The organism is Modestobacter sp. VKM Ac-2985 (assembly GCF_026967925.1).
In the GTDB taxonomy this organism is placed as follows: domain Bacteria; phylum Actinomycetota; class Actinomycetes; order Mycobacteriales; family Geodermatophilaceae; genus Modestobacter.
In genome coordinates, this window is sequence record NZ_JAPVBI010000002.1 from 690,919 (window position 1) to 712,240 (window position 21,322).

A 21,322-nucleotide genomic window follows, 5' to 3' on the forward strand; every position below is an offset into this window, starting at 1 on the left:
TGGACCCACCCACTCGTCGAGGAGGACCGCCCCTGCCGCGTCGGAGTGATCGACCGCAGGAGGCTTCCACCGCGTGACCGCAGTGCCCGAGGAGACCGCCCGCCCGCTGCGGGTGGCGACCGTGCCGTACGCCGGCGCCTACGCCGCCGCGGTGCTCCCGGTCGGCGTCGTCCGGGTGGGCCCGGACCTCTCACCCAGCCCGTGGCTGGACCCCGAGCAGCTGGCCGCCCATGCCGCGGAGATCGACGTGCTGCACCTGCACGGCGGGTACGAGCACCTGACGGCCCCGGAGCTGGACGCCTGGACGGCGGCGGTGCGCCGCTGCGGGGTGCCGCTGGTGGTCACGGTCCACGACCTCGCCCCCCGGGAGGCGCCCGACGGCACCCTCCGGCGCACCCGGCACCGGGCCCACCTGCGCACCCTGCTGGCCACCGCGGAGGTCGTGCTCACCCTGACCCGGGGAGCCGCCGACGAGATCGCCGACCGCTTCGGCCGGACGGCGATCGTCGTCGCCCACCCCTCGCTGGCCGAGCCCACCCCCGACGTCGGGCGCGAGACCCGGCTGGTCGGCCTGCACCTGGGGCGGCTGGGTGCGGCGGTGGCGGAGCCCGAGGCGATCGTCCGGGCCGCACTGTCGGGGGCGGTGTCCGGTGGCGGCCGGCTGCGGGTCGACGTGCACCCCGAGGTCGACCTGGCCGCGCGGCTGCCGGGGCTGCTGGAGCTCGCCGACGCCGGGGAGCTGGAACTGGCCCGCAGCTGGCCGCAGGGGCCGGCCGAGTGGGTCCGCCACCTGCAGGGGCTGCACGTGTCGGTGCTGCCCCGCCGCACGGCCACCCACTCGGGCTGGGTGGAGCTGTGCCGCGACGCCGGCACCCGGCTCCTCGTCCCCCGCGGTGGCCGGCACGCCGAGCAGTGGGCCGACGTCGTCCTGTACGGCAACGACCCCGAGCAGGGGCTGGACGCCGCGTCGCTGACCTCGGCCGTGGTCGCCGCCCTCACCCGGCCGGCGCCGGACCGGGTGGACCGCTCCTGGCGGGCCGCGCAGCGCGCCGCCGTGCAGCGGGTGCACGCCCAGGTCTACGAGCAGGTGGCCGCCGACGCCGCGGTGGTCTGAGCGGCAGCCGGTCAGCCGGCCTCGGGGGCGGACTGCGTGGCGTGCGGCAACCGCACGGTGAAGGCGGTGTGCCCGGGGGCGCTGGCGAGCTGCACGCTGCCGCCGTGCGCGGCGACGACGGCGTGCACGATCGCCAGTCCCAGCCCGGTGCTCCCGGCCGACCGCGACCGGGAGGCGTCCCCGCGGGCGAACCGCTCGAAGACGTGCCCCTGGAGTCCGGGGGGCACGCCCGGGCCGTCGTCGGTGACGTGCAGCACCGCACAGTCGGCCTCCGTCCGCAGCCGGGTGGTCACGGTCGTGCCCGCGGGGGTGTGGGTGCAGGCGTTGCCCAGCAGGTTGACCAGCACCTGGTGCAGCCGGGCGGCGTCGCCCCGGACCAGGACCGGGGTGTCGGGGAGGTCGAGCTGCCAGCGGTGGCCCGGGCCGGCGACGTGCGCGTCGCTGACCGCGTCGACGGCCAGGGCGGTGACGTCGACCTCCTCGGCGGCGAGCTCGCGGCCGGCGTCCAGCCGGGCCAGCAGCAGCAGCTCCTCGACCAGGGCCGACATGCGCAGCGCCTCGGACTCCACCCGGCTCATCGCGCGGCCGACGTCCCCGGCCACCTCGGGATGCTGCCGCCGGACCAGTTCGGCGTAGCCGCGGATGGAGGCCAGCGGGGTGCGCAGCTCGTGGCTGGCGTCGGCGACGAACTGGCGCACCCGGGTCTCCGACTCCTGCCGGGCGGCCAGCGAGCCCTCGACGTGATCGAGCATCCGGTTCAGCGCCGCCCCGACCTGGCCGACCTCGGTGCCCGGGTCGGTGTCCCGCGGGGCCACCCGCTCGGCCAGCTGCACCTCGCCGCTGGCCAGTGGGAGCTCGGAGACGCGGGTGGCGGTGGCCGCGACCCGGTCGAGCGGCGCGAGGGTGCGGCGGATGACGAGCACGGCGGCGGCGGCGGCGGCGAGCAACGCGGCCAGCCCGGCCAGCAGCTCGACCGCGATCAGGTTGCGGACGGCGTCAGCGGCGCCCCCCAACGGCAGCCCGTTCACCAGCACCCCGCCCGGCATGCTGCTGGCGACCAGCCGGTACTCGCCGAGGTCGCCGCCCAGGTCCCGGGTCGCCGGGGCCGTGTCGGTGGGGAGATCGGCGAGGACGGCCTCCTGAGCGTCGGTCAGGGGCAACGGCGCACCGCTCCGGCCGAGCACTGCGGAGTCGGCGACGGCCCCGTCGACGACCATGGCGCCGAGCGTCCCCTCGCCCTGGCCGCGGGCGCCCAGGCCGCCCGGCCCACCAGGCCATCCGCCCGCGCGGCCGGGGCCGAACCACCCGTCGTCCGGCGCGGCGGCGTAGCCCTGCGCGCGGTCGGTGACCGTCTCCAGCTGGCTGTCGACCTGGCCGACCAGCTCCGAGCGCAGCGCGGTCACCGAGACGACGCCGACCAGGGCCAGCACCAGGACCAGCGGGACGACGAAGGCGATGAGCAGCCGGGTGCGCAGCGAACGGCGGGACCGGAGCGGGCTGCCCGTCACCGGTGGTGGTCAGACGTCATGCGGCGGGCTTGATCACGTACCCGGCGCCCCGGAGGGTGTGGATCATCGGCGGGCGGCCCGCGTCGATCTTGCGCCGCAGGTAGGAGATGTAGAGCTCGACGATGTTGCCCTGGCCGCCGAAGTCGTACTGCCAGACCCGGTCGAGGATCTGCGCCTTGGACAGCACCCGCTTGGGGTTGCGCATCAGGTAGCGCAGCAGCTCGAACTCGGTGGCGGTCAGCCGGATGTCCTCCCCGGCCCGGGTGACCTCGTGGCTCTCCTCGTCCAGGGTCAGGTCGCCGACCACCAGCAGGCCGTCGTCGGCCACGACCCGGCTGGTGCGGCGCAGCAGGCCGCGCAGCCGGGCGGCGACCTCCTCCAGGCTGAAGGGCTTGGTGACGTAGTCGTCGCCGCCGGCGGTGAGGCCGGCGATCCGGTCCTCCAGCGCGTCCTTGGCGGTCAGGAAGACCACCGGGACCAGCGGGGTGTCCGCGCGGACCCGGCGCAGCACCTCCAGCCCGTCCATGTCGGGGAGCATGACATCCAGGACGACGGCGTCCGGGCGGAACTCGCGGGCGGCGCGCACCGCGTCGGTGCCGTCGTGGGCGGTGCGGACGTCCCAGCCCTCGTAGCGCAGGGCCATGGACAGCAGTTCACAGATCGAGGGCTCGTCGTCGACGACCAGCACCCGCAGGGCGCTGCCGTCCGGCCGGGTGAGCTGGGCTCGGGAGCTGGGAGCGGGCGAGGTGGTCGTCATGGACCGACTGTGCGGCCTGGACCTGAGAACATCCTGTGTGCCGGACAGGAGATCCCTGGGCGTCTGCCCAGCGGCCATGAGCGGGGCCGGGCAGGCGGGGATGACGTGAGGTGGGCAGGGGCGGGGTCGAACCGCCGACCTCTCACTTTTCAGGCGAGCGCTCGTACCAACTGAGCTACCTGCCCCTACCCGGTGTGCTGGACACCGGGTGGCGACCCTGACGGGACTCGAACCCGCGACCTCCGCCGTGACAGGGCGGCGCGCTAACCAACTGCGCTACAGGGCCTTGCTGTACTGCTCGGTGTGCTGTTGTCGTGCATGGTGCGTGCCCCCAACGGGGTTCGAACCCGTGCTACCGCCTTGAAAGGGCGGCGTCCTGGACCGCTAGACGATGGGGGCTCGTGGTCGCTGGAGGCAGGGAGAACCATACATGCCCTGTCGGACGTCGTCCCACAGGGGGGTCACCGGTGCGCGTGGCAGCCGGGCCGGCAGCGTCCACCGTGCCAGCATCCACGCGTGCTGATCCGCCGTCCCGCCCGGGTGACCCGTTCCGCCGGCCTTGCTGTCGCCCTCCTGCTGGTGGCCGGCTGCGCCGCGCAGCCCGACACCGACAGTGCGGGGTCGACCGGGGAGGCGTCGTCCAGCAGCGCCGCCCCGGAGGCCACCGAGACGACCGCGGAGGCGACCGAGGAGACGACCGCGCCAGCGTCACAGAGCCCGGCCGCGGAGTTCCCCGCGGACACCTCGGCCGACACCGCCGACCCGGTGGACCCCGAGGGCCTCACGGTGACCGCCGTCCGCGCCGCCGAGCACGAGGGGTACGACCGGGTGGTCTTCGAGCTCGCCGGCAGCGGCACCCCCGGCTGGCAGGTGGAGTACGTCGACGCGCCGTCGTCCCAGGGGTCCGGTGCTGCCGTCGAGGTCCCCGGCGCGGCGTTCCTCCAGGTGACGCTGCAGGGCACGAGCTACCCGTACGAGACCGGCGCCGAGGAGGTCGCCCGGGGGCCGGTGTCGGTGTCCGGCACCGACACCGTGCAGGGCGTCGTCTACGACGCAACCTTCGAGGGCACCTCCGTTGCCTGGATCGGCACCAGCGCCGAGGTGCCCTTCCGGGTGTCCGCGCTGAGCGACCCCACCCGGCTGGTGGTCGAGGTCGCCGACGCAGGCTGAGCTCAGCCCAGGGAGGCGCTGAGCTCCACCGACCCGGGCGCCACCGTCGTGCAGGTCAGCGACAGCGGCCCGGCGGAGACGCTCTCGCCCTCGGCGCAGGAGACGCTGGTGTCGCCGACCGTGAGGCTGGCTCGGCCGTCCGCGGTCCCGCCGAAGGAGAGCTCGGTGCCGAGGACGGTGACCGCCGCGTCGTCGCCGCTGAGCGTCGCGGTGCACTCGTTCCCCGAGCAGGCGACGCTGGGTGAGCTGCACGCCGCCAGTGGCAGGAGGAGGAGCAGCCCGGTGGCTGCGCCGGCCGCCAGACGGCCGGGGCGGTTCATGATCGACATGCGAGCAGCCTAGGTGTGGCTCGCCGGGCTCCCCCGGAGCCGTCGCGGCGAGCCGTCGCGCCAAGTCAGGAGGCGATCGCGCTCGGGGAGCTCGGTCGGTGGGGCCTCAGTCGCGGGGAGCCGGCGAGAACACCCAGGTGCGCAGGGCGACGAACCGGATCAGGCCGATCGCACCGGTGACCGCGGCGATCAGGGAGAGCTGGACGACGGTGCCCACGTCACCGGTCAGGGTGTGCAGCCCCGCCAGGGCCAGCGAGGTGGCGACCAGCCCGATCCCGGCCAGGCCACCCCCCTCCCACTGGGCGGTGAACCAGGAGACCCGGCCACCGGCGTGGAAGGTCGACCGGCGGTGCATCTCGTTGGCCAGCAGCGTGGACGCGATCGCGCCGGACAGGTTCGCGACCTGCGCGCCGAAGCCCTGCAGGCTGATGAACACCACGGCGTAGAGGGCACTGGAGAGCCCGCCGACGACGACGAAGCGGACGAACTGTGCGCGGGCGTCGTCCTGCTGCAGTCGCTCGCGCGCCGCGCTGGACCGCGCCCGCACCCACGTCGGCTCGATCCAGCCGTCGAGACGTCCCTGGCGCACGCCGTCCACGGCGGTGCGACGGAGCAGGGACGGGCAGGTCACGGGTCCTCCTCAGGACGTGAGCACAGGTCCATGCTCGGTCAGCAGGCTCATCTTCCGACAGCAACCCATGAGCCGCATGTGCATTCCCGGTGCGTTCCCGCAACGCTCCGTGACCTCCCTCACGGAGAGTGGTCACGGCCGACTCACAGTCCCCTGTCAGGGGGACCCCCGGTTCGGCGGGCACGGTCGAGGACATGAGCGGAACCGGTCCCCGTCGCCCCTGGCTCTACGACCCGAGCGCGGGCGGCCTGCTCGTCCGCGCCCACCGACCGTCGTCGGCCGGAGCCGTCGGCGCCGCGGTGTCCGACGTGCTGTGGACCGACGTGCTGCGGGTGGTCCGCTGGGCGACGGCCACGCTCGACTGCCGGCCCGTCCTCGTCGACGGGACCGCCTGGCGGACGGCGGCCGCGTCGGCCGGCCTGCTGCGCCGGCTGCCCGGGCTGTGCGGGGAGGTCGGCCTGACCTGGGGCGGGGTCGCCGCGACGTCCGGGACCGAGGGATCGGCCCGGGAGCGGTTGCGGGGGGCCACCGACCGGCTGTCCGGCCACCTCCGCTCCCCGGCGGACGAGGTCGTGGACGCAGACCTCCTGGCCGCAGTCGCTGCCGACGCGGTCGGGGCCGCTGCCGTCGCCCTGCTGGCCGAGGAGGCCGACTGGCGGGTGCGGCGGTGAGCCCACGCAACCGCCTGCTGGTCCTGGACGGCGCCCTGGTCGGCAGCCTGCTCGTCGTCGGTCTGCTGACCCTCGGTCCGACCGGCGCCGCCGGGTGGGCGTGGGGTGACCCGGTCGCCGAGCTGCACTGGTACGCCGGCGCGGCCAGCTCTCCCACGGCGGCCGCCCAGCTCGTCGGCAACCTGTTCCTGCTGGTGCCGACCGCGGTCCTGGCGGTGCTCCGTGAGCCGGCCCTCCGGCGGCCGGCCGCGCTGGTGCCCGCCGCCGCGGCCGGGATGCTGATCGAGCTGTTGCAGTGGGCGCTGCCACTGGGGCGGGTGGTCTCGCCGGTGGACGCGCTGCTCAACGGGGTCGGCGCGCTCGTCGTCGGCGGCCTGACTGCGGTGGCACTGACCCTGCGGACGGCGGGTTCCAGGCGGCCGCACCGGGTATGGGGCGCTGCATGAGCCTGTTCGGTGTGCTGGACCGCCTGTCCGAGGTGTCGTCGTTCGACACGAAGCTGGAGTCCGCCCGGACGGCGGTGAACAAGGTGCTGCAGCCGCAGGCGTTCCGCGACCTGCTGCACGGCACCTGGCTGGGCCATCCGCTGCACCCGATCCTGGCGATGGTGCCGGTGGGCACCTGGCTGTCGGCCGGGATCCTGGACCTGCTGCCCCCGGCTCGCCCGGCGGCCACCGCGCTGATCGGCACCGGCGTGGCGGCCAGCCTGCCGGCGGCGATGGCCGGCGCGGCCGACTGGTCCGAGCAGGACGACGCCGTCCGCCGGCTGGGTGCCCTCCACGCCGTCACCAACGTCGCCGCGCTGGGCCTCTACGTCGGCTCGCTGGTGGCCCGCGGCAAGGGCAACGGCACGCTGGGGCGGGTGCTGGCCTACAGCGGCCTCGGCCTGGCCAGCGGCTCGGCGGCGATCGGGGGCCACATGTCCTACGCGCAGTCCTCGGGTGCGAACCACGCCGTCACCGACGCCCGACAGCTCACCACCGACTGGATCGACCTCGGCCCGCTCGACGACCTGCCGGAGGGGCGGCCGGCGCTGCGCACCGGCGAGGGCCAGGGCACGCCCGTGGCGCTGGCCGTGGTGCGCCGGGGTGCGCGGGTCGATGCGTTCATCAACTCCTGCGCGCACGTGGGTGGGCCGCTGGCCGAGGGCACCGTGGAGAAGGTGCGCGGGTCGGACTGCATCGTGTGCCCCTGGCACGCCTCCGCCTTCGACCTGGACAGCGGCGAGCCTCGGCGGGGCCCGACCGCGTCGGCCCAGGAGCGGCTCGAGGTCAAGTACGAGGCCGGCCGCGTGCTCGGCAAGCTGCCCAACCGGCACTCCCCGAAGTGACCGCCTGGGGCTGAGGCCGCCCTGCCCTCGATGCCGTGCGGACGGTGTGCGCCCCCGGCTGCGCGGCGGGCGGGTCGCCGTCCGGCCGGCCACCTGCGAGCCGCACGTGCTGGCCGAGACCGAGCAGCCGTTCGTCCTCCCACTCCGGCTGGCCGTCGGCGACGGCGAGGACGTCGTCGTCGACCTGCCGCTGGACATCGGGCAGGCGGCGCAGCTGCAGGAGCTGCTCGGCCGGGTCTGCACCGGCTGACCGCGGTTGACCGGCCGGTGCGGCGGGCACCGGAGGACGGTGTTCCTCTTCTTCACCAGCCGGCTCGGGTGCCTGGGGTCGCTGCTGGTCAGCCTGTTGCTCACCGGACTGCTCTTCCTGCTGTTCACCCTGCTCTGAGCCCGGTCGCTGGCGGGACGGTCAGGGTCCCGACGGGCCGTCGGGGACCGTGAGGACCACCTTGCCGCGGGCGTGGCCGTCGACGAGGTGCCGCATGCCGGCCGCGACCTGGTCGAGCGGGAGCGTCCGGTCGACGACGGGCGTGAGCGCGGCGGACTCGATCAGCTCGCGCAGGGTCTGCAGGTCCCGGGCGTTCTCCGACGAGAGGAACGTCCGCAGCGTCTGCCCGATGACGGGGGACAGCAGCTGTGCGCGCACCAGGCGGTCGGTGCCACCGAGCCACCGCCCGCCCGTCTCGCCGCCGACGATGACCAGCCGGCCGCGCGGGCTAGGCACCCGGCGCAGCAGGCCGAGCGGGCGGTTTCCGCCGATGTCGAGGACGACGTCGTAGCGGTGGCCGCCGGCGGTGACGTCCTCGCGGGTGTGGTCGATGACGTGCTGGGCCCCGAGCGCCCGGACGAGGTCCGCCTTCGAGCCGCTGCAGACCCCGGTCACCTCGGCCCCGAGGTGCACGGCGAGCTGGACGGCGAAGGTGCCCACGCCGCCGGAGGCGCCGATGACCAGGACCCGCTGCCCCGCCGTGACCCGACCCTGGTCGCGGACCGCCTGGAGAGCGGTGAGCCCGGAGATCGGCACCGCGGCCGCCTGCTCGAAGGACAGGTTCCCGGGCTTGGGCGCGAGCTTGTCGGCCCGGGCGCGGGAGTGCTCGGCGAACGAGCTGCGGCCGACGCCGAAAACCTCGTCGCCGGGTGCGAAGCCGGCGACGTCCGCGCCGACGGCGGTGACGACCCCCGCCAGGCTGCGGCCGGGGTTGGTGTCCCTCGGGCGCCGCAGACCGAAACCGGCGCGGACGGGGTACGGCAGCCCGGCCATGACGTGCCAGGTGCCCCGGTCGATGCTGGCGGCGCGCACCCGGACCAGCACCTCGTCGGCGTCGATGGCCGGCCGCTCGACCTCCGCGACCCGGAGGACCTCCTCCGGGTCGGTGCCGTACCGGTCGTGGACGACCGCCGTCATCCGGTCGGCGGGGGCGAGCTGTGTCGAGCGTGCGTCGGTTCGGGGTGAGCGTGTCATCGGATCGCCTTCGTCGATGGGTTCCTTACGCCGTAAGGCTGTTCCTTACAGCGTAAGGTTGTCAAGGACGAGAGGAGTCGCATGAGCCCGTCGGACGCCGTACGCGCGCCGCTGGACCGGGGGCGGGTGCTGCGGGCGGCCGTGGCGCTGGCCGGGGAGACCGGCATCGAGTCGCTGAGCATGCGGAAGCTGGGCCAGGCGCTCGGGGTCGAGGCGATGTCGCTGTACCACCACGTGTCGAACAAGGTCGACCTGCTCGACGGCATGGTCGACCTGGTCTTCGGCGAGGTCGACCTGCCCGCCACCGGGGTCGGCTGGAAGCCGGCGATGCGACGCCGGGCGGTGTCGATGCGCGAGGCCCTGTCCCGGCACCGTTGGGCGATCGGCCTCATGGACTCGCGCACGGCGCCCGGGCAGGCGACCCTGGCACACCACGACGCGGTCATCGGCTGCCTTCGGGGAGCCGGCTTCTCGGTCGGGCTGACCGCGCACGCCTTCTCGGCCATCGACAGCTACGTCTACGGGTTCGCCCTGCAGGAGCGTTCGCTGCCGTTCGAGACGGCCGAGCAGACCGCCGAGCTGGCGGAGGAGATGCTGGCCCAGTTCCCGCCCGGGGCGTACCCGCACCTCGTCGAGCTGGCGACCGCGCACGTGCTGCAGCCCGGCTACGACTACGGCGAGGAGTTCGAGTTCGGTCTGGACCTGGTGCTGGACGGGCTGGAGCGGGCAGCTGCGCGAGAGGCCCGGTAGTCGGGACGGGGACGGCCCGCTCCCAGCGGTAACCTCGCACCGGGCCGCGGGGCCACCGAGGCGCACGCCGGTTCGTGGTCGCCTGGGAGCTCCCGCACCCACCGGGCCTCTGGGGCACGGCGAAAAATGCGTTCGCCCTGGACGGCGGCGTGGCTGCTTCGGGCGGGCAACGTCGATTTGGCCGACCGGTAACGCCGTAGAGGTGGGCGCCCGCCCATGAAGCGCTCTGGGGCGAACTGAAGGGAGCGCCTTCAGGCGGTCGAAGCCCAGGGCTCGTACCAACGACGGCGCTCAGGGCCTTCGACCGAGCCGGTTGCAGTGCGCGGGTCAGGCACGTCGGTGCCCGTGACATGCCCTGCCTCGTCAATCTCATCGAACACCTCGCCCCTGGCGACGAGGTGCAATACCTCAAGCAGATCCTCGTCAGCCGAACGAAACGGCGGGTCGGTGTTCTCGTTGATGGGGCCAGCGATCTCGATCGGCCTGGCTTCTCCGGCAACGAAGACGTAGACCACGTAACTGTCCGCGTGACCGGCGGTCCGCACGACCACGTCTGCGGCACCGTCTGCCCGAGGCTTCAGCAGGATCGCCTCGTTGCCGTCCGCGGCTCGCTCGTATCCCACGTCGACCATCGGCAGGAGGTCGTTTGCTTCCAGAAATCCCGCGACGACCTCGCGGACGCGTTCGCTTGGTGGTCGAGCGTTCATCTCACTCCCGGTAGCGGCGATTCAGGACGCTGTCCCTCGGCCAGCCGCCCATGGGCAGTCCCGAACCTATCTCCACCTCTCTGGCACGCGGTCCTGCCAGAGACTCGGCTTCCAGTCGACTGGCTCCGCGTCGCTGGGTGACCACCAGGGACACCCCGCTTCGACCCATTTCATTCGGGTCCTGCGGACTTGGGCGAGGTTCGAGTCGTCGACACCCGACTCCGATCCGCAGCAGGGGCAGATGACGTACTTCGGGTGCCCGAGGCCGTTGAACCGTTGGTCCCCGTCGTTGTAGCCGCAGATACGGCAGTTGCTCTCGATCATGAGATGAACCGGGGGATGTCGGCGGCGGGCTTCTTCGACGTTCTTCAGCCACTCGACTCGATCGAGGGCCGCGAGGTCGCCCTTCGTTGGTCGCCGCCGCCCCTCCGCCTTTTCCTGGCGTCGCCGTTGCGCGAAGGCCGCGCGGTACCTGAGATGGCTCTCGCGTGACTCGTCTAGCACGCGGAGGGCCTCAAGCAGTCGCGGCTCGGTCCATCGGCGCAGAAGACCGACGCCAGCGGCCTTGCGCAGCCGTGTTCTGGTGTCCAGGAAGCCCAGAGGCGCGTGGTGGTTCGCGACAAGAGAGTGCAGAGCCGTCACGCGCTGCGCCATCGGCCGGTCTGAATCGCGCACTCGGCGCACCGTCGCCGACCAACTCACGAAGCGACCGTATCCGGAGATCACCGCGCCAGTCGCTTGCCGGGTCTCCTGAGAGGGCGCGTCGTGGGAGCCAGGTCTTACCGCGCACAGCGACTGCGACAAGCACGCCACCGCCCGCTACTGCGGCAGGGTGGCAGGGGTCAGGCACGTTTCCAGAGGACATCGGAAGGCGTGGCGGGTCGCGGAACGCGAGGGTCGGCCGTCCCTCGGGTCCGATCACGCCAGCCAGATCGGCGCTGTAGAGCCACTCGCCTCGGACGTCCTCAGGTGCCTCGGAGTACAGCCGGACTGCGCGGACGGTGTGTGGACGCCCATTCCTTGTGCCGGTGATCTCGACGATGAAGTGACCGTCGATGACAGCCCATCCCTCGTCGTGGACGGTCTCGGTCCAATCGTCGGGCAAGTGGGCCACAAGAACGGGGCCTGCCGGGTCGTAGCAGCCGTCGACCCCTGCGGGCGCATACGCGTTCGTGGCGCGGATGACGGTGCTGTCCTGGCGCCTAGTTGCGTCGATCGGCAGCCCGACCGCGCGTGCTTGTTCGCGCGCACTTGGATTCAGTAGCGGACCGGCGGCGGCTGCAAGCCGGTCGTCGGCTTCGGCATCACCAGGAAGAGGCTCGACCGCGACCCAGCCTTGCAGGGCCGCCATAACTTCCTCCTCGGCGATCTGGTCAACGCTCAGCGCCCCCAGAACCCCTGGCACACCGCTGCGAGAGGCCCTGATCCGCTGGCCGAAGCCGACGGTCGCACTCGTGACCATGCTGTGAACCCAGGCGGGGTCCGGAAGGGCGTTGGGTGCGACGCTCGCCAGCGTCGCGGCCTCCGGCATCTGCATGTACGCCTCGCCACGCATCGCCATCCGCAGATGACTGAGGTCGACACGTCCGCCTGTCGCGATAGTGGCCAGGGAGGGACGCCTGGGATGGCGACTCAGAGCATCCCTGGTCGCGACCACGATGCAGTGCTGGAGGACGGCGCCCCGCAAGTCGCGCGCTGCACCGCCGGTCGGCCACTGCAACGGCAGCCCGGCCTGCGGCCCACCAGCGGGGGTGTGACCGAACTGTCGCGCGTTGCGGAAGTAGTCGATCGGTCTTCGGGCGCGGGCGGACGGCACTTGCGGACTGTATGTGCCGGTCCGTTGATCCTCGGTGATCTCCGCTGATGGTGCCGCTCTTACGGGTTGACAGTCTGCTACAGCGCTCGAACATGTGTTCGATCGATCAGGGCCGCAGCCCCAAAGGAGGCGCCATGAGGTCACGCTGCCTGGTGTCGCGCCCTTCGGCTGCCTCCGTGCGCGAGGGTCTCTCCGACCCACAAGTGGGTTCGGGGGACCCTCATCTGACCGATTCAGGCGGACACGACCCGGTCCTCGGTCAGGTAATGGGGCGTGTCGCCTTCCCCGACGTGCACGGCCTCGCCACGCCCAGCACCTACTCCTCGACCGGCCCTGTCGGCACTCGGCCGCACACCCTCCGCACACGTCTCGACGGCCTCCCCCTCCCGGCTGGCGGTCTGGCGCGCAGACCCACAGTCGCGCCGGTCGCCGTCTGATCCCAGGCACGCGCTCCGGCCCCATCACAGGGAGCGGCAATGCCACGAGCCGAGCAGCGTCGCCGGGGACGCCATCGGTTGCATCCACCGGGTCCGGAGGTGACGCGGCGGCGGGTCGGTGACCCAAGTCCACGAGGAAGCCTCAAGCGCCCCTCCGGGCGGTTCGCCCTCGCCGCAGACCTGACCGGCCATGGCGAGATCACTTGGGCTGACGCCCTTGCCCGAATCGAAGCGGACTGGGACGCGCAGGTCGCCGAAGGGCGCGTGAGCGCCACCGTCATCAGGGACTACAAGCGCGAGGCGCAGCGGTTGCGCCGCCGCGCCGAGGCGCACGGCCGCCCACTGCTGGGTGAGACCGACCCAACGTTCATCTTCGAGTCTCTGCGGCTGCGTCACGCTGGCGCCCCGGCACAGCCGGTCGCCGAGAATACCCGGCGGATGCGGTTGGCCGCCGCGCGCGCGGTGTTCCTGACTGCGCAGCGCCTGGGCCTGCACGACCAGAACCCTGCCAAGGCGGTCGAAGAGGTCCGCCGCCAAGGCCGCTATGTGCACGCCTTCACCGCCGAGCAGATCGAGCACCTCAAGCGCACCGCCCGCTACCACCTCGGAGAGACCAAGACCCCCGCAGCGCTCGCTCTGGCGCTGCTCGGCGCCAGCAGCGGCGAGAATGCCGCGGTCCGCGTCCGCGACATCGATCTGGATCGGCGCCGGGTGTGGCTGCACGACGGCGGCTACCGCACCGGCCCCCGGTGGGTGCCCATCTACGACGAGTGGTGCTCGGCCGCGCTCCGAACCCGGATCGAGGCCCTGGCTGCCACGGTCACCGCCGACGCACTACCTGACACCCCCGTCACCTACTCGTGGCGTGGCGGCAGCGGAAGTCCGGAGAGCAGGGCCGCCGCGACCGGCATGACCCTCCTGGCCCTGCTCAAGAAGGCGCGACTGCACCAACCCGGCGTCACTCGCGCGGAGTCGATCCGCGAACACTTGGCCCACCGGGTCTTCGCCGAGACCGGCCGGGTCGAGGCGGTCGCCATCCGGCTCGGCCTGGCCAGCCTGGACGCAGCAGCCCACCTCGTCGGCTACGACTGGGTCGCCAAGCACACCGTCGACACAGACGGTCCTCCGGCGCCGTGACCGCACCACGCCGCCGGAAGCCCAGCGGAAGTACGTCTTCCTCGGCTTCGAATCCGCGGTTCCGGAATGCGGAGGCGCTGTTTGCCCGCATCCCGGCCGAGAGGCTGAATGCGGCCCTGGCGGCGACGACCCCGTCGTCGCGCTACCGCCATGCCCAGACCCGGATCGGGGAGGAACACTCGGCCATCACCGATGTGGCCCAACTGTTCGCTCTTCCCACGTCCCCTTGGTTCTGGGACCTGGTGAGACTGCTCCCTGGCAACGACCTCACGCAGCAGCGCCGCGGTCGCCCAGCGCACTATCCCGACTGGTTGTTGTTCCTGCTGTGCTGCGCCTCGGCGATCACGGGAATCTGCTCTCGGGCCGCCGCTGCTGCCCTGCTGGAGCAACCACATCTGTGGACGCAGTTCGCCGCACACGTCGACCGCTACGTGCCCGACGGAATGACCCGCATCGCCGACCTGACCCCGCGCCCGGATCGTCCGGCCCGGCTAAAGGCCCGTCCCGCCGCACCGCCGCGACCCACGCCCGCCAGGGCCATGCAACCGCGCGCCGCCGCGGCAACCCGGCTGCCAGCCCAGCCTCCGATGCCTGCACCCGCCCAACACCATCTGGACTACTTCGTGCTCCGTTGGCGGGGCCTCGACAAGGCCGGTCAGTCACTGCCACCCGGCCATCCCTGGCATGGCCTGGATCATCGCCGAGTTCGAGACGCTCGCCGTCGGCCAGGCGCAACAAATGGGACTGCTCGACCCTGCGCTGGACTTCCAGTAACAGCGGCCGGACCGCAGCCAGTACATCGGCTTCGACGGAACCGTGATGCCCCTGAGCCGTCGCCACAAGGGAGACACCGCCCAGGAGTGGAAGACCGGTGAAGGCCGGATGGTGCTCGGCTCCAAGTACACGACCCGCTTCGACCCGCTTCGACGGTGAAGCCCATTCCCGGATCTGCCTCGGCTTCGCTCAGACCGGCAGGAGTCAGGAGTCGGTGTACGCCGACGAGGAGAAGGCCGTCCTCGACATGGCCGTTCGCCTGCGGCGCCTGTCCGGTGGTGGCATCAAGGGGATCGTCGTGGACAGCGCGGTTCGCGGCCACGCGGTCAGTCGCCTCCAGCGGCAGTGGATCACCGTCGTGAACTACCCGCACGCGCAGTCCAACCCCGACGGCGGTCCGGCCAACCGACTCAACGCCACTCGCCAGGAGAAGGACCACCTGCGTCGGATCTCCGTTCACGCCGACGAGAACGGCACCCCCTGCGAGCACTTCATCTACGCCTATGGCGGCGAACTCGTCCAACTGGTCGAGACTGACGATGGCCACTCCATCGTCCGGCTCCCTGTCTCCAAGTACGAGCAGCGGCCCAACCGTGACGGCACCCGGCGCGAGTACAAGACCGTCCAGATCGACTGCGACATCGCAGGCTCCTACACCGAACGCGTCGCCCTGTTCCACACCGACAGCACCAGCAACGACCCCCAGTACAACTGGGGAGAGGTCGTACGCGTCTTCGCGCCCACCACCGTTGAGTTCCAGTACCTCTACGGCGCCCGCAACGACACCGAGTCCCGGCACGCTGACCTCAAGAGTCGGATCAAGTACCTGCCACCCGACATCCCCGGACAAGACCTTCGGATGCTTAGCGCGATGGTCACCGCCAACGCCTTGGCCTGGCAGGTGCACCTGCAAGCCCGCGAACAACCGAACGTCTTCGACGGAACCGCCTGACCACTGGGCCCCTAACCCGCGCCCGAGCACGCGGACCGGTCTGTCCGCCGCCGTCTGAACCCCCTCCAGACCCCGTCCCGCGCCGCTGACGATGGCAGGATGAGGTCGATCCAGGCCCACAGGACCTTGATCAACGAGGCGCGGCGAGTTTTCTGAGACTTTGTCGCCGTGTCCCGGGCCTCTAGCTCAACTGGCAGAGCAGCGGACTTTTAATCCGCGGGTTGTGGGTTCGATCCCCACGGGGCCCACCGCGTCGGCCTGTGCGTTCGCGTCTCTACCACCACCGCCGAGTGGTGACTGGCAGCAGCCGTTGGCAGCGCCGGGGCATCCCCCGGGCTCCTCAACGTCCCGTCAGCACGCGTGGGTGAACATCAGCGGCAGAGCGCCGATCTCATCGGCCGCGGCCGTACCCTTCGCGCCCGACCGCTCGACCCAAGGGGATAACTCGCGTTTGTCGGTAGCGCAGCGGCGGCCGCCAGCTGTGCCGGCCGGGAGGGCCGGCGGCTGATGGACGGGGGAGCCTGGCCCTCGGCGCGCCGTAGCGACTGGGCTCCTGGCCCCACCGTGGTCCGGGCAGTGCGTCCTCGCTGACCATCAGGACAGGAGACCTCACCGTCGGGTTCCCCGATCCCACCGGGACAGCGCAGCTGCCACGACAGGAAAGCGCGGGACGTGCCATTCACTGTCCGCGAGTCGTGGCGCCGATGCGTACGGGGCCGCCTGCGGAATGGCGGGCACAACATGCCGGTGGAACCGTCCAGATCTTGATGACCGTCCCGTGATCTGGGAAAAGGCCAGCTCAGCGCCGCACGGATGTCGACAAGGCGGCTGCTGAGAGGCCGGTCATCGACCGTTCGGATGGGTTGCACAACGATTCGGTGACGGGACTGTGATGACGGTGTGAAAGCGCGTCGTCCGGCGCGGCGGGAGCCCTAGCTTTTGGCATGTCCGCGGCACTTCCCCAGCCGCGACGGACTGCCCCGAGGAGCCATCTGTGAACACCGCGCTCGACCTCGCACCCCGCCCGTCGTCCACCGCGATCCCCGCGGAGGAGGAGCTGGACCTGGCCGCCCTGCTCCAGCTGTTCGAGCCCGGCGAGGACGAGCCGACGTCGGTGCGGGCCTCGCTGCGGTCGTCCGGCACCTCGCTCCTGCGGTGGGCCCAGGGCTCCTCGCGTCGGGCCGCCAGCTGGGGCGCCGTCTCCGCCGGGTGGCAGTGATGCTGCTCTGGCCGGTGGTCGCGGTGGTCGGTTTCGTGGTGCTGGCTGCGCTGGTCGTGGCCCTCGCGCAGAGCTCGACCGCGCGGTACGAGTTCGAGCGCAACCAGGTGCAGGGCCAGCAGGCCACGGCCGAGGCGACGGCCCCGGTCGCGGCCCCCGTGGCGGTGGGGGCGGCAGCGGTCTCGGGCGGTGCGGTGGCCCAGCCGCGGGTCGCTGAGCCGGCCAACGTCGTGGCGCCGGTGCCCACGCCGGGCATGGCGGCGCACCCGGCGGGTCGGCAGGGCGGCGCGCAGGGCACCCCGCCGGCCTGGTGGCTGGTCGAGGAGTCGGGGGACGGCGCACGGGAGCAGGTGCTGGCGGGCCCCTTCGCCGACCCGATCGAGGCGGACTGGCTGGCGATGTCCGCGGCACCGGCGGGTGCCGGCCGCGCCGTCTACGGCGTGCTCCGCTCCGACGGCCGGCTGGTCCGCCGGCAGCTGCCGGCCGAGCGGGAGTGGCTCAGCGACCTCGGTGACCAGCTCGACCGGCTGCCCGAGGAGTGGGACGGGCCGCTGGCGGAGGAGGACGACCTCGTCTCGCTGGGGGTCGAGGTGGCCGCGGCACTGGTCGAGGCGGGGCTCCAGCTGCACGACTGCGCGGGGGAGGGGCCGGCCGGCGGCGTCTGCCTCACGCCCGAGCCCGGGCACCCGGGTGTGCTGGTCAGCTGGCACCAGCACGACCGGATGAGCCGCCACCAGATGCGCGGCGCCGACGCGCACGAGGCGGTGCAGCGCACGATGAACGCCGCGATCGCCGAGTGTCTGCTGCAGCTGGGCTTCGACGTCCAGCCGTTCGGTAGCACCGGCTGCTCGCTGGTGGCGGTCGACCCGCACTGAACCGGCCGTCGGCTCAGTGCGCGTCGGCCCAGGAGTCGACGACGGAGACGTCGAGCGGGAAGTCGACCGGGAAGCCGCCGAACAGCAGCCGGCCGGCCTGCGCCGCGGCCTGGTGCACCGCCTCGGTCACCTCTGCGACGAGGGCGGCGGGGGTGTGCACCACGACCTCGTCGTGCAGGAAGAACACCAGGTGCGGGCGGTCGGTGAGCTCGCCGGCGCCGCCGAGTCGCCAGAGCCGGTTGCGCAGGTCGGCCAGCCAGCACAGCGCCCACTCGGCACCGGTGCCCTGGACGACGAAGTTGCGGGTGAACCGACCCCAGGCGCGGCGGTCGCGGGCGTGGTCCTCGGGTGGCACTCCGTCGTCCGCGGGTTCGAGCGAGCGCTCGGCCCACGCGCCGGTCGGCAGCGGGGCCCCCCGGCCGAGCAGGGTGTGCACCACCTCCCCCCGCTCGCCGGCCCGGGCGGCCTCCTCGACCAGCCCGATTGCCCGCGGGTAGCGGCGCGCCAGCCGGGGGAGCATCCGCCCGCTCTCGCCCCGGGTGCCGCCGTACATCGCGCCGAGCATCCCGAGCTTGGCGTCGCCGCGACTCGGCACGGCGCCACTGTCGACCATCGCCTGGTAGAGGTCCGCCGCCCGCGCGGCCTCGGCCATGGCGGTGTCGCCGCTCATCCCGGCGAGCACCCGGGGCTCCAGCTGGGCGACGTCGGCGACGACGAACCGCCACCCCGGGTCGGCGACGGCCGCCGGGCGGATCTGGGTCGGCACCGACAGCGCCCCGCCGCCGGACGACGCCCACCGGCCGGTCACCACCCCGCCGGGCAGGTACGTGGGGCGGAACCGGCCGTCGCGCACCCAGCTGTCCAGCCAGGCCCAGCCGTTCGCCGCGAGCAGCCTCGCGAGCTTCCTGTACTCCAGCAGCGGCGGGACGCCGGGGTGGTCCAGCTGCTCCAGCGTCCAGGACCGGGTGTCGCTCACCGGCAGCCCGGCGTTCTGCAGCGCCCGCAGCAGCTCGCCGGGGGAGTCCGGGTTCAGCTGCGGCGCACCCAGGGCGGCGCGAATCTCCGGGACCAGCCGTTCCAGCTGCGCCGGCCGTTGCCCCCGCGGCGGGCGTGGGCCCATCAGCTCGGTCAACAGCCGGTCGTGGACGTCGGCGCGCCAGGGGAGCCCGGCGTGCGTCAGCTCTGCGGCCACCAGGGCACCGGAGGACTCCGCGGCCAGCAGCAGGGCCAGCCGCCCACGTTCGCGCGCCGCGGCCAGGGCCGCCTGCTGCCGGCCGTGCTCGGCCACCGGGTCCAGCCGGTCGGCCAGGTCGCCAAGCGCGAAGAGGGTGTGCTCCTCGGCGGCGACGGGGGCGAGCGCGTCCCAGGCCGCGGCGTCGTCACCGGCGAGGGACGTCTGGTCGACGAAGGGGGAGTGGCGCAGCAGTGCACGGCTCAGCCGGAGGTCGCTGCAGCGCTCGACCCGCACCCCGGCCGCCAGCAGCGCCGGGTACCAGCGGGTGGTGTCGTCCCAGACCCACCGGGTGCGCTCGCGCTGCCGCACGAACCCGGGCAGCTCTTCCTCCGGCAGCCGCACCGGCGGGCCGGTGACGCCACCGGAGAGCTCCCGCGCCTCGACCCGACCGGGCGCCGCGCGGACCAGGAGCACCCGGTCAGGGATGCCGTCCTCCGGCGTCGGCCTGCCCGTGGTCACCGCGGCAGTGTCCTGGACGGGTACGACGGGACGGGCCCCGGCCCGGATGGACTGGTCAGTCGCCGTACTGGCAGGCCGGGCAGAGCCCGGTGTCGTCCGGCACGTCCTCCACCGGCACCACCTGCACGTAGGTCCCGCACAGCGCCGGCACGTCCTCGTGCGACTGCAGCGCCGGGCGTCCGACGGCCGCGTCGACCGCGTGCAGCGGGCCGGCCAGCTTCTCGCCCACCGGGTCCTGCGCCGTCCGCCGGGCCCGCCCGATCACGTTCGCCATGGGACCCACTGTCCCCCACCGGCGGCCGGTGGGCCCGGCCTGCGCATGGGACCGGTCGGCCTGGGGCAGGATCCGGGTCCGTCTCAGCCCCGGACGTCGCGCTGCCGCACGCCAGGAGCCACCGATGTCCCGATCGATCGCCGACCAGACCGTCGAGGAGCTCGGCGGGCCCGGCAGCGTCCTCGCCCGTCAGCGCGCGGACCACGCGGAGCTGGACCGGCTGCTGCACGAGCTCGACGGCACCACCGGCACCGACCAGGAGCGGGTGCTGCGCCGGGTCGACCGGCTGGTCTTCAGCCACGCCTTCGCCGAGGAGACGGTGCTCTGGCCGGTGATCCGGCGGGTGCTGCCCGACGGCGACGCGCTGACCCGCCAGGTCGAGGAGGAGCACCAGGAGGTCAACGAGCTGGTCAGCGAGCTGGAGGCGCTCGGGCACGACGACCCGCGCCGGGCGGAGGCGCTGGCCCGCCTGGTGGAGGTGCTGCGCGAGGACGTCCGGGACGAGGAGGACGTGATGTTTCCCCGCCTGCAGGACGAGCTGGACGACGATGCGCTGCGCCGGCTGGGTCGGCAGTGGCAAGTCGCCCGGCGGGTCTCGCCGACCCGCCCGCACCCGACCGTCTCCCGCCGCCCGCCGGGGAACGCCCTCTCCGGGCTCCCGCTGTCGGTGCTCGACCGCACCCGCGACCTGGTCGACGCGGGGGTGCAGCACGCTCCGGACCGGATCGCCCCGGCCGGCCAGGCGGTCAGCCGGGGACTGGCGACGGTCGCCGGCTGGGTGGAGCGGGTGCCGCTGGCCCGCCGCGGTGACGGCGGCCAGTCCACCAGCCGCTGAGTGCCGGTGCCGGCCGCGTGGTCTGATCGCAGGGACACGGTCGGCACCGTCGCCGGCCGACGACGCGAGGGAGTCGCATGTCCGGCAGTCCAGGCCAGAGCTCAGGCGAGGTCCAGCTCGAGGTCTCCGAAGGCGTCGCTGTCGTGACGCTCAACGCCCCGCAGCGGCGCAACGCGCTCACCCCCGCGATGGCCGCCGAGCTGATCGCCACCTTCGACGAGGTCGACGCCCGCGAAGACGTGGGCGCGCTGGTCGTGCAGGCGGTCGGGAAGTCGTTCTGCGCCGGTGGCGACGTGCAGACCCTGACCGACGCCGGCCGCGACCCGGCGGCGCCCGAGGCGTACGCCGGGATGGGCGCCATCTACGACTCGTTCTACCGGCTCGGCCAGGTCCGGGTGCCGACGATCGCCGCCGTCCGGGGCTCGGCGGTCGGCGCCGGGATGAACATGCTGCTCGCCGCCGACCTGCGGATCGTCGCCCGCGACGCCCGGCTGATCTGCGGCTTCCTCAAGCGCGGGATCCACCCCGGCGGTGGGCACTTCGTGCTGCTCTCCCGGCTGATCGGGCGGGAGGCCGCCGCGGCGATGGCGCTGTTCGGCGAGGAGGTCGACGGCGAGGCCGCCGTCCGGTTGGGCCTGGCCTGGGAGACCCACGACGACGACGCCGTCGAGGGCCGCGCCCGGGAGCTGGCCGCCCGGGTGGCCAAGGACCCCGCGCTGGCCCGGCTGGCGATCGGCAACTTCCGCAAGGAGACCGGGCCGCCCGGGGTCAGCTGGGAGATCGCCACCCAGTTCGAGCGCCCCGCCCAGATGTGGTCGATGCGCCGGCCGACCGACTGAGGACACACGACGGCCCCCGGTCCAGCAGGACCGGGGGCCGTC

General features: G+C 73.2%; 22 protein-coding genes and 4 tRNA genes. 14 read left to right on the top strand and 12 right to left on the bottom strand.

What is annotated here, in order from left to right; genetic code table 11:
• Nucleotides 1-73 precede the first annotated feature (73 nt).
• Nucleotides 74-1,114: a glycosyltransferase gene (locus O2V61_RS12525; RefSeq protein WP_269183638.1), complete on the top strand. Its 1,041-nt coding sequence runs from the start codon at nt 74-76 to the stop codon at nt 1,112-1,114.
• Nucleotides 1,115-1,125: 11 nt separating this feature from the next.
• Here O2V61_RS12525 and O2V61_RS12530 read toward each other — a convergent pair whose 3' ends face one another.
• From O2V61_RS12530 to O2V61_RS12550, 5 genes are all read right to left on the bottom strand, one after another.
• Nucleotides 1,126-2,622, bottom strand: coding sequence for a sensor histidine kinase (locus O2V61_RS12530; RefSeq protein ID WP_269183639.1), 1,497 nt, complete (start codon nt 2,620-2,622; stop codon nt 1,126-1,128).
• Between the two features lie 16 nt (nt 2,623-2,638).
• Complete coding sequence (locus tag O2V61_RS12535) at nt 2,639-3,379, bottom strand: response regulator transcription factor (RefSeq protein WP_269183640.1); 741 nt, start codon at nt 3,377-3,379, stop codon at nt 2,639-2,641.
• A gap of 111 nt (nt 3,380-3,490) precedes the next feature.
• A tRNA-Phe gene (locus O2V61_RS12540) sits at nt 3,491-3,564 on the bottom strand.
• Nucleotides 3,565-3,588: 24 nt separating this feature from the next.
• Nucleotides 3,589-3,665: transfer RNA gene (locus O2V61_RS12545), tRNA-Asp, on the bottom strand.
• 40 nt (nt 3,666-3,705) lie between these two features.
• A tRNA-Glu gene (locus O2V61_RS12550) sits at nt 3,706-3,778 on the bottom strand.
• Nucleotides 3,779-3,895: 117 nt separating this feature from the next.
• Between O2V61_RS12550 and O2V61_RS12555 the strand changes: the two genes are divergently transcribed.
• The gene (locus O2V61_RS12555) at nt 3,896-4,549 is read left to right on the top strand and encodes an AMIN-like domain-containing (lipo)protein (RefSeq protein ID WP_269183641.1); all 654 of its coding nucleotides are present in this window, start codon (nt 3,896-3,898) and stop codon (nt 4,547-4,549) included.
• Between the two features lie 2 nt (nt 4,550-4,551).
• On the opposite strand, the gene O2V61_RS12560 is transcribed toward O2V61_RS12555, so the two are convergent.
• Together O2V61_RS12560 and O2V61_RS12565 are read right to left on the bottom strand one after the other, a co-directional pair.
• Nucleotides 4,552-4,878, bottom strand: coding sequence for a hypothetical protein (locus tag O2V61_RS12560; RefSeq protein WP_269183642.1), 327 nt, complete (start codon nt 4,876-4,878; stop codon nt 4,552-4,554).
• A gap of 106 nt (nt 4,879-4,984) precedes the next feature.
• Nucleotides 4,985-5,509: a GtrA family protein gene (locus tag O2V61_RS12565; RefSeq protein WP_269183643.1), complete on the bottom strand. Its 525-nt coding sequence runs from the start codon at nt 5,507-5,509 to the stop codon at nt 4,985-4,987.
• A gap of 194 nt (nt 5,510-5,703) precedes the next feature.
• Here O2V61_RS12565 and O2V61_RS12570 point away from each other — a divergent pair, with 194 nt between their 5' ends.
• Genes O2V61_RS12570 through O2V61_RS12585 form a run of 4 tightly spaced genes read left to right on the top strand, consistent with a single transcriptional unit; the run spans nt 5,704 to nt 7,760 of the window.
• Nucleotides 5,704-6,180, top strand: coding sequence for a hypothetical protein (locus O2V61_RS12570; RefSeq protein ID WP_269183644.1), 477 nt, complete (start codon nt 5,704-5,706; stop codon nt 6,178-6,180).
• Nucleotides 6,177-6,626 (top strand): VanZ family protein, encoded by a 450-nt coding sequence (locus tag O2V61_RS12575; protein WP_269183645.1) that lies wholly within the window; start codon nt 6,177-6,179, stop codon nt 6,624-6,626. The genes O2V61_RS12570 and O2V61_RS12575 overlap by 4 nt, the downstream gene beginning before the upstream one ends.
• On the top strand, nt 6,623-7,510 hold the full coding sequence (locus O2V61_RS12580; RefSeq protein WP_269183646.1) for a Rieske (2Fe-2S) protein: 888 nt from the start codon (nt 6,623-6,625) through the stop codon (nt 7,508-7,510). The genes O2V61_RS12575 and O2V61_RS12580 overlap by 4 nt, the downstream gene beginning before the upstream one ends.
• Before the next feature lie 46 nt (nt 7,511-7,556).
• Nucleotides 7,557-7,760, top strand: a complete 204-nt coding sequence (locus O2V61_RS12585; RefSeq protein ID WP_269183647.1) for a hypothetical protein — start codon at nt 7,557-7,559, stop codon at nt 7,758-7,760.
• Nucleotides 7,761-7,919: 159 nt separating this feature from the next.
• Here the strand turns inward: O2V61_RS12585 and O2V61_RS12590 are convergent, their stop codons facing one another.
• Nucleotides 7,920-8,972, bottom strand: coding sequence for an NAD(P)-dependent alcohol dehydrogenase (locus O2V61_RS12590; RefSeq protein ID WP_269183648.1), 1,053 nt, complete (start codon nt 8,970-8,972; stop codon nt 7,920-7,922).
• 81 nt (nt 8,973-9,053) lie between these two features.
• Between O2V61_RS12590 and O2V61_RS12595 the strand changes: the two genes are divergently transcribed.
• Nucleotides 9,054-9,722, top strand: coding sequence for a TetR/AcrR family transcriptional regulator (locus tag O2V61_RS12595; RefSeq protein WP_269183649.1), 669 nt, complete (start codon nt 9,054-9,056; stop codon nt 9,720-9,722).
• A gap of 251 nt (nt 9,723-9,973) precedes the next feature.
• Here O2V61_RS12595 and O2V61_RS12600 read toward each other — a convergent pair whose 3' ends face one another.
• Both O2V61_RS12600 and O2V61_RS12605 read right to left on the bottom strand, forming a co-directional pair.
• Nucleotides 9,974-10,429 carry a hypothetical protein gene (locus O2V61_RS12600; RefSeq protein WP_269183650.1) on the bottom strand — a complete coding sequence of 152 codons (456 nt, stop codon included), beginning with the start codon at nt 10,427-10,429 and terminating at the stop codon, nt 9,974-9,976.
• Nucleotides 10,430-10,495: 66 nt separating this feature from the next.
• Complete coding sequence (locus tag O2V61_RS12605; protein WP_269183651.1) at nt 10,496-11,071, bottom strand: hypothetical protein; 576 nt, start codon at nt 11,069-11,071, stop codon at nt 10,496-10,498.
• A 1,875-nt stretch (nt 11,072-12,946) separates the two neighbouring features.
• Between O2V61_RS12605 and O2V61_RS12610 the strand changes: the two genes are divergently transcribed.
• From O2V61_RS12610 to O2V61_RS12630, 5 genes are all read left to right on the top strand, one after another.
• On the top strand, nt 12,947-13,819 hold the full coding sequence (locus O2V61_RS12610; RefSeq protein ID WP_269183652.1) for a hypothetical protein: 873 nt from the start codon (nt 12,947-12,949) through the stop codon (nt 13,817-13,819).
• Between the two features lie 988 nt (nt 13,820-14,807).
• A complete protein-coding gene (locus tag O2V61_RS12615) occupies nt 14,808-15,545 on the top strand; it encodes a hypothetical protein (RefSeq protein ID WP_269183653.1) in 738 nt (245 codons plus the stop codon).
• A gap of 175 nt (nt 15,546-15,720) precedes the next feature.
• Nucleotides 15,721-15,793: transfer RNA gene (locus tag O2V61_RS12620), tRNA-Lys, on the top strand.
• Nucleotides 15,794-16,539: 746 nt separating this feature from the next.
• Nucleotides 16,540-16,764, top strand: coding sequence for a hypothetical protein (locus tag O2V61_RS12625; protein ID WP_269183654.1), 225 nt, complete (start codon nt 16,540-16,542; stop codon nt 16,762-16,764).
• On the top strand, nt 16,764-17,639 hold the full coding sequence (locus tag O2V61_RS12630; RefSeq protein WP_269183655.1) for a hypothetical protein: 876 nt from the start codon (nt 16,764-16,766) through the stop codon (nt 17,637-17,639). The genes O2V61_RS12625 and O2V61_RS12630 overlap by 1 nt, the downstream gene beginning before the upstream one ends.
• Nucleotides 17,640-17,652: 13 nt before the next feature.
• Here the strand turns inward: O2V61_RS12630 and O2V61_RS12635 are convergent, their stop codons facing one another.
• Nucleotides 17,653-19,332, bottom strand: coding sequence for a bifunctional 3'-5' exonuclease/DNA polymerase (locus O2V61_RS12635; RefSeq protein ID WP_269183656.1), 1,680 nt, complete (start codon nt 19,330-19,332; stop codon nt 17,653-17,655).
• Nucleotides 19,333-19,387: 55 nt separating this feature from the next.
• Complete coding sequence (locus tag O2V61_RS12640; protein WP_269183657.1) at nt 19,388-19,606, bottom strand: hypothetical protein; 219 nt, start codon at nt 19,604-19,606, stop codon at nt 19,388-19,390.
• Nucleotides 19,607-19,730: 124 nt separating this feature from the next.
• Between O2V61_RS12640 and O2V61_RS12645 the strand changes: the two genes are divergently transcribed.
• Nucleotides 19,731-20,441, top strand: a complete 711-nt coding sequence (locus O2V61_RS12645; protein ID WP_269183658.1) for a hemerythrin domain-containing protein — start codon at nt 19,731-19,733, stop codon at nt 20,439-20,441.
• Nucleotides 20,442-20,518: 77 nt separating this feature from the next.
• Nucleotides 20,519-21,280 carry an enoyl-CoA hydratase/isomerase family protein gene (locus tag O2V61_RS12650; RefSeq protein ID WP_269183659.1) on the top strand — a complete coding sequence of 254 codons (762 nt, stop codon included), beginning with the start codon at nt 20,519-20,521 and terminating at the stop codon, nt 21,278-21,280.
• The last annotated feature ends 42 nt before the right edge of the window (nt 21,281-21,322 follow it).

Coding starts and splice junctions, on each gene's coding strand:
- O2V61_RS12645 (WP_269183658.1), top strand. CDS start 19,731: ATGTCCCGATCGATCGCCGACCAGACCGTCGAGGAGCTCGGCGGGCCC.
- O2V61_RS12630 (WP_269183655.1), top strand. CDS start 16,764: ATGCTGCTCTGGCCGGTGGTCGCGGTGGTCGGTTTCGTGGTGCTGGCT.
- O2V61_RS12535 (WP_269183640.1), bottom strand. CDS start 3,379: ATGACGACCACCTCGCCCGCTCCCAGCTCCCGAGCCCAGCTCACCCGG.
- O2V61_RS12640 (WP_269183657.1), bottom strand. CDS start 19,606: ATGGCGAACGTGATCGGGCGGGCCCGGCGGACGGCGCAGGACCCGGTG.
- O2V61_RS12650 (WP_269183659.1), top strand. CDS start 20,519: ATGTCCGGCAGTCCAGGCCAGAGCTCAGGCGAGGTCCAGCTCGAGGTC.
- O2V61_RS12570 (WP_269183644.1), top strand. CDS start 5,704: ATGAGCGGAACCGGTCCCCGTCGCCCCTGGCTCTACGACCCGAGCGCG.
- O2V61_RS12580 (WP_269183646.1), top strand. CDS start 6,623: ATGAGCCTGTTCGGTGTGCTGGACCGCCTGTCCGAGGTGTCGTCGTTC.
- O2V61_RS12595 (WP_269183649.1), top strand. CDS start 9,054: ATGAGCCCGTCGGACGCCGTACGCGCGCCGCTGGACCGGGGGCGGGTG.
- O2V61_RS12600 (WP_269183650.1), bottom strand. CDS start 10,429: ATGAACGCTCGACCACCAAGCGAACGCGTCCGCGAGGTCGTCGCGGGA.
- O2V61_RS12590 (WP_269183648.1), bottom strand. CDS start 8,972: ATGACACGCTCACCCCGAACCGACGCACGCTCGACACAGCTCGCCCCC.
- O2V61_RS12560 (WP_269183642.1), bottom strand. CDS start 4,878: ATGTCGATCATGAACCGCCCCGGCCGTCTGGCGGCCGGCGCAGCCACC.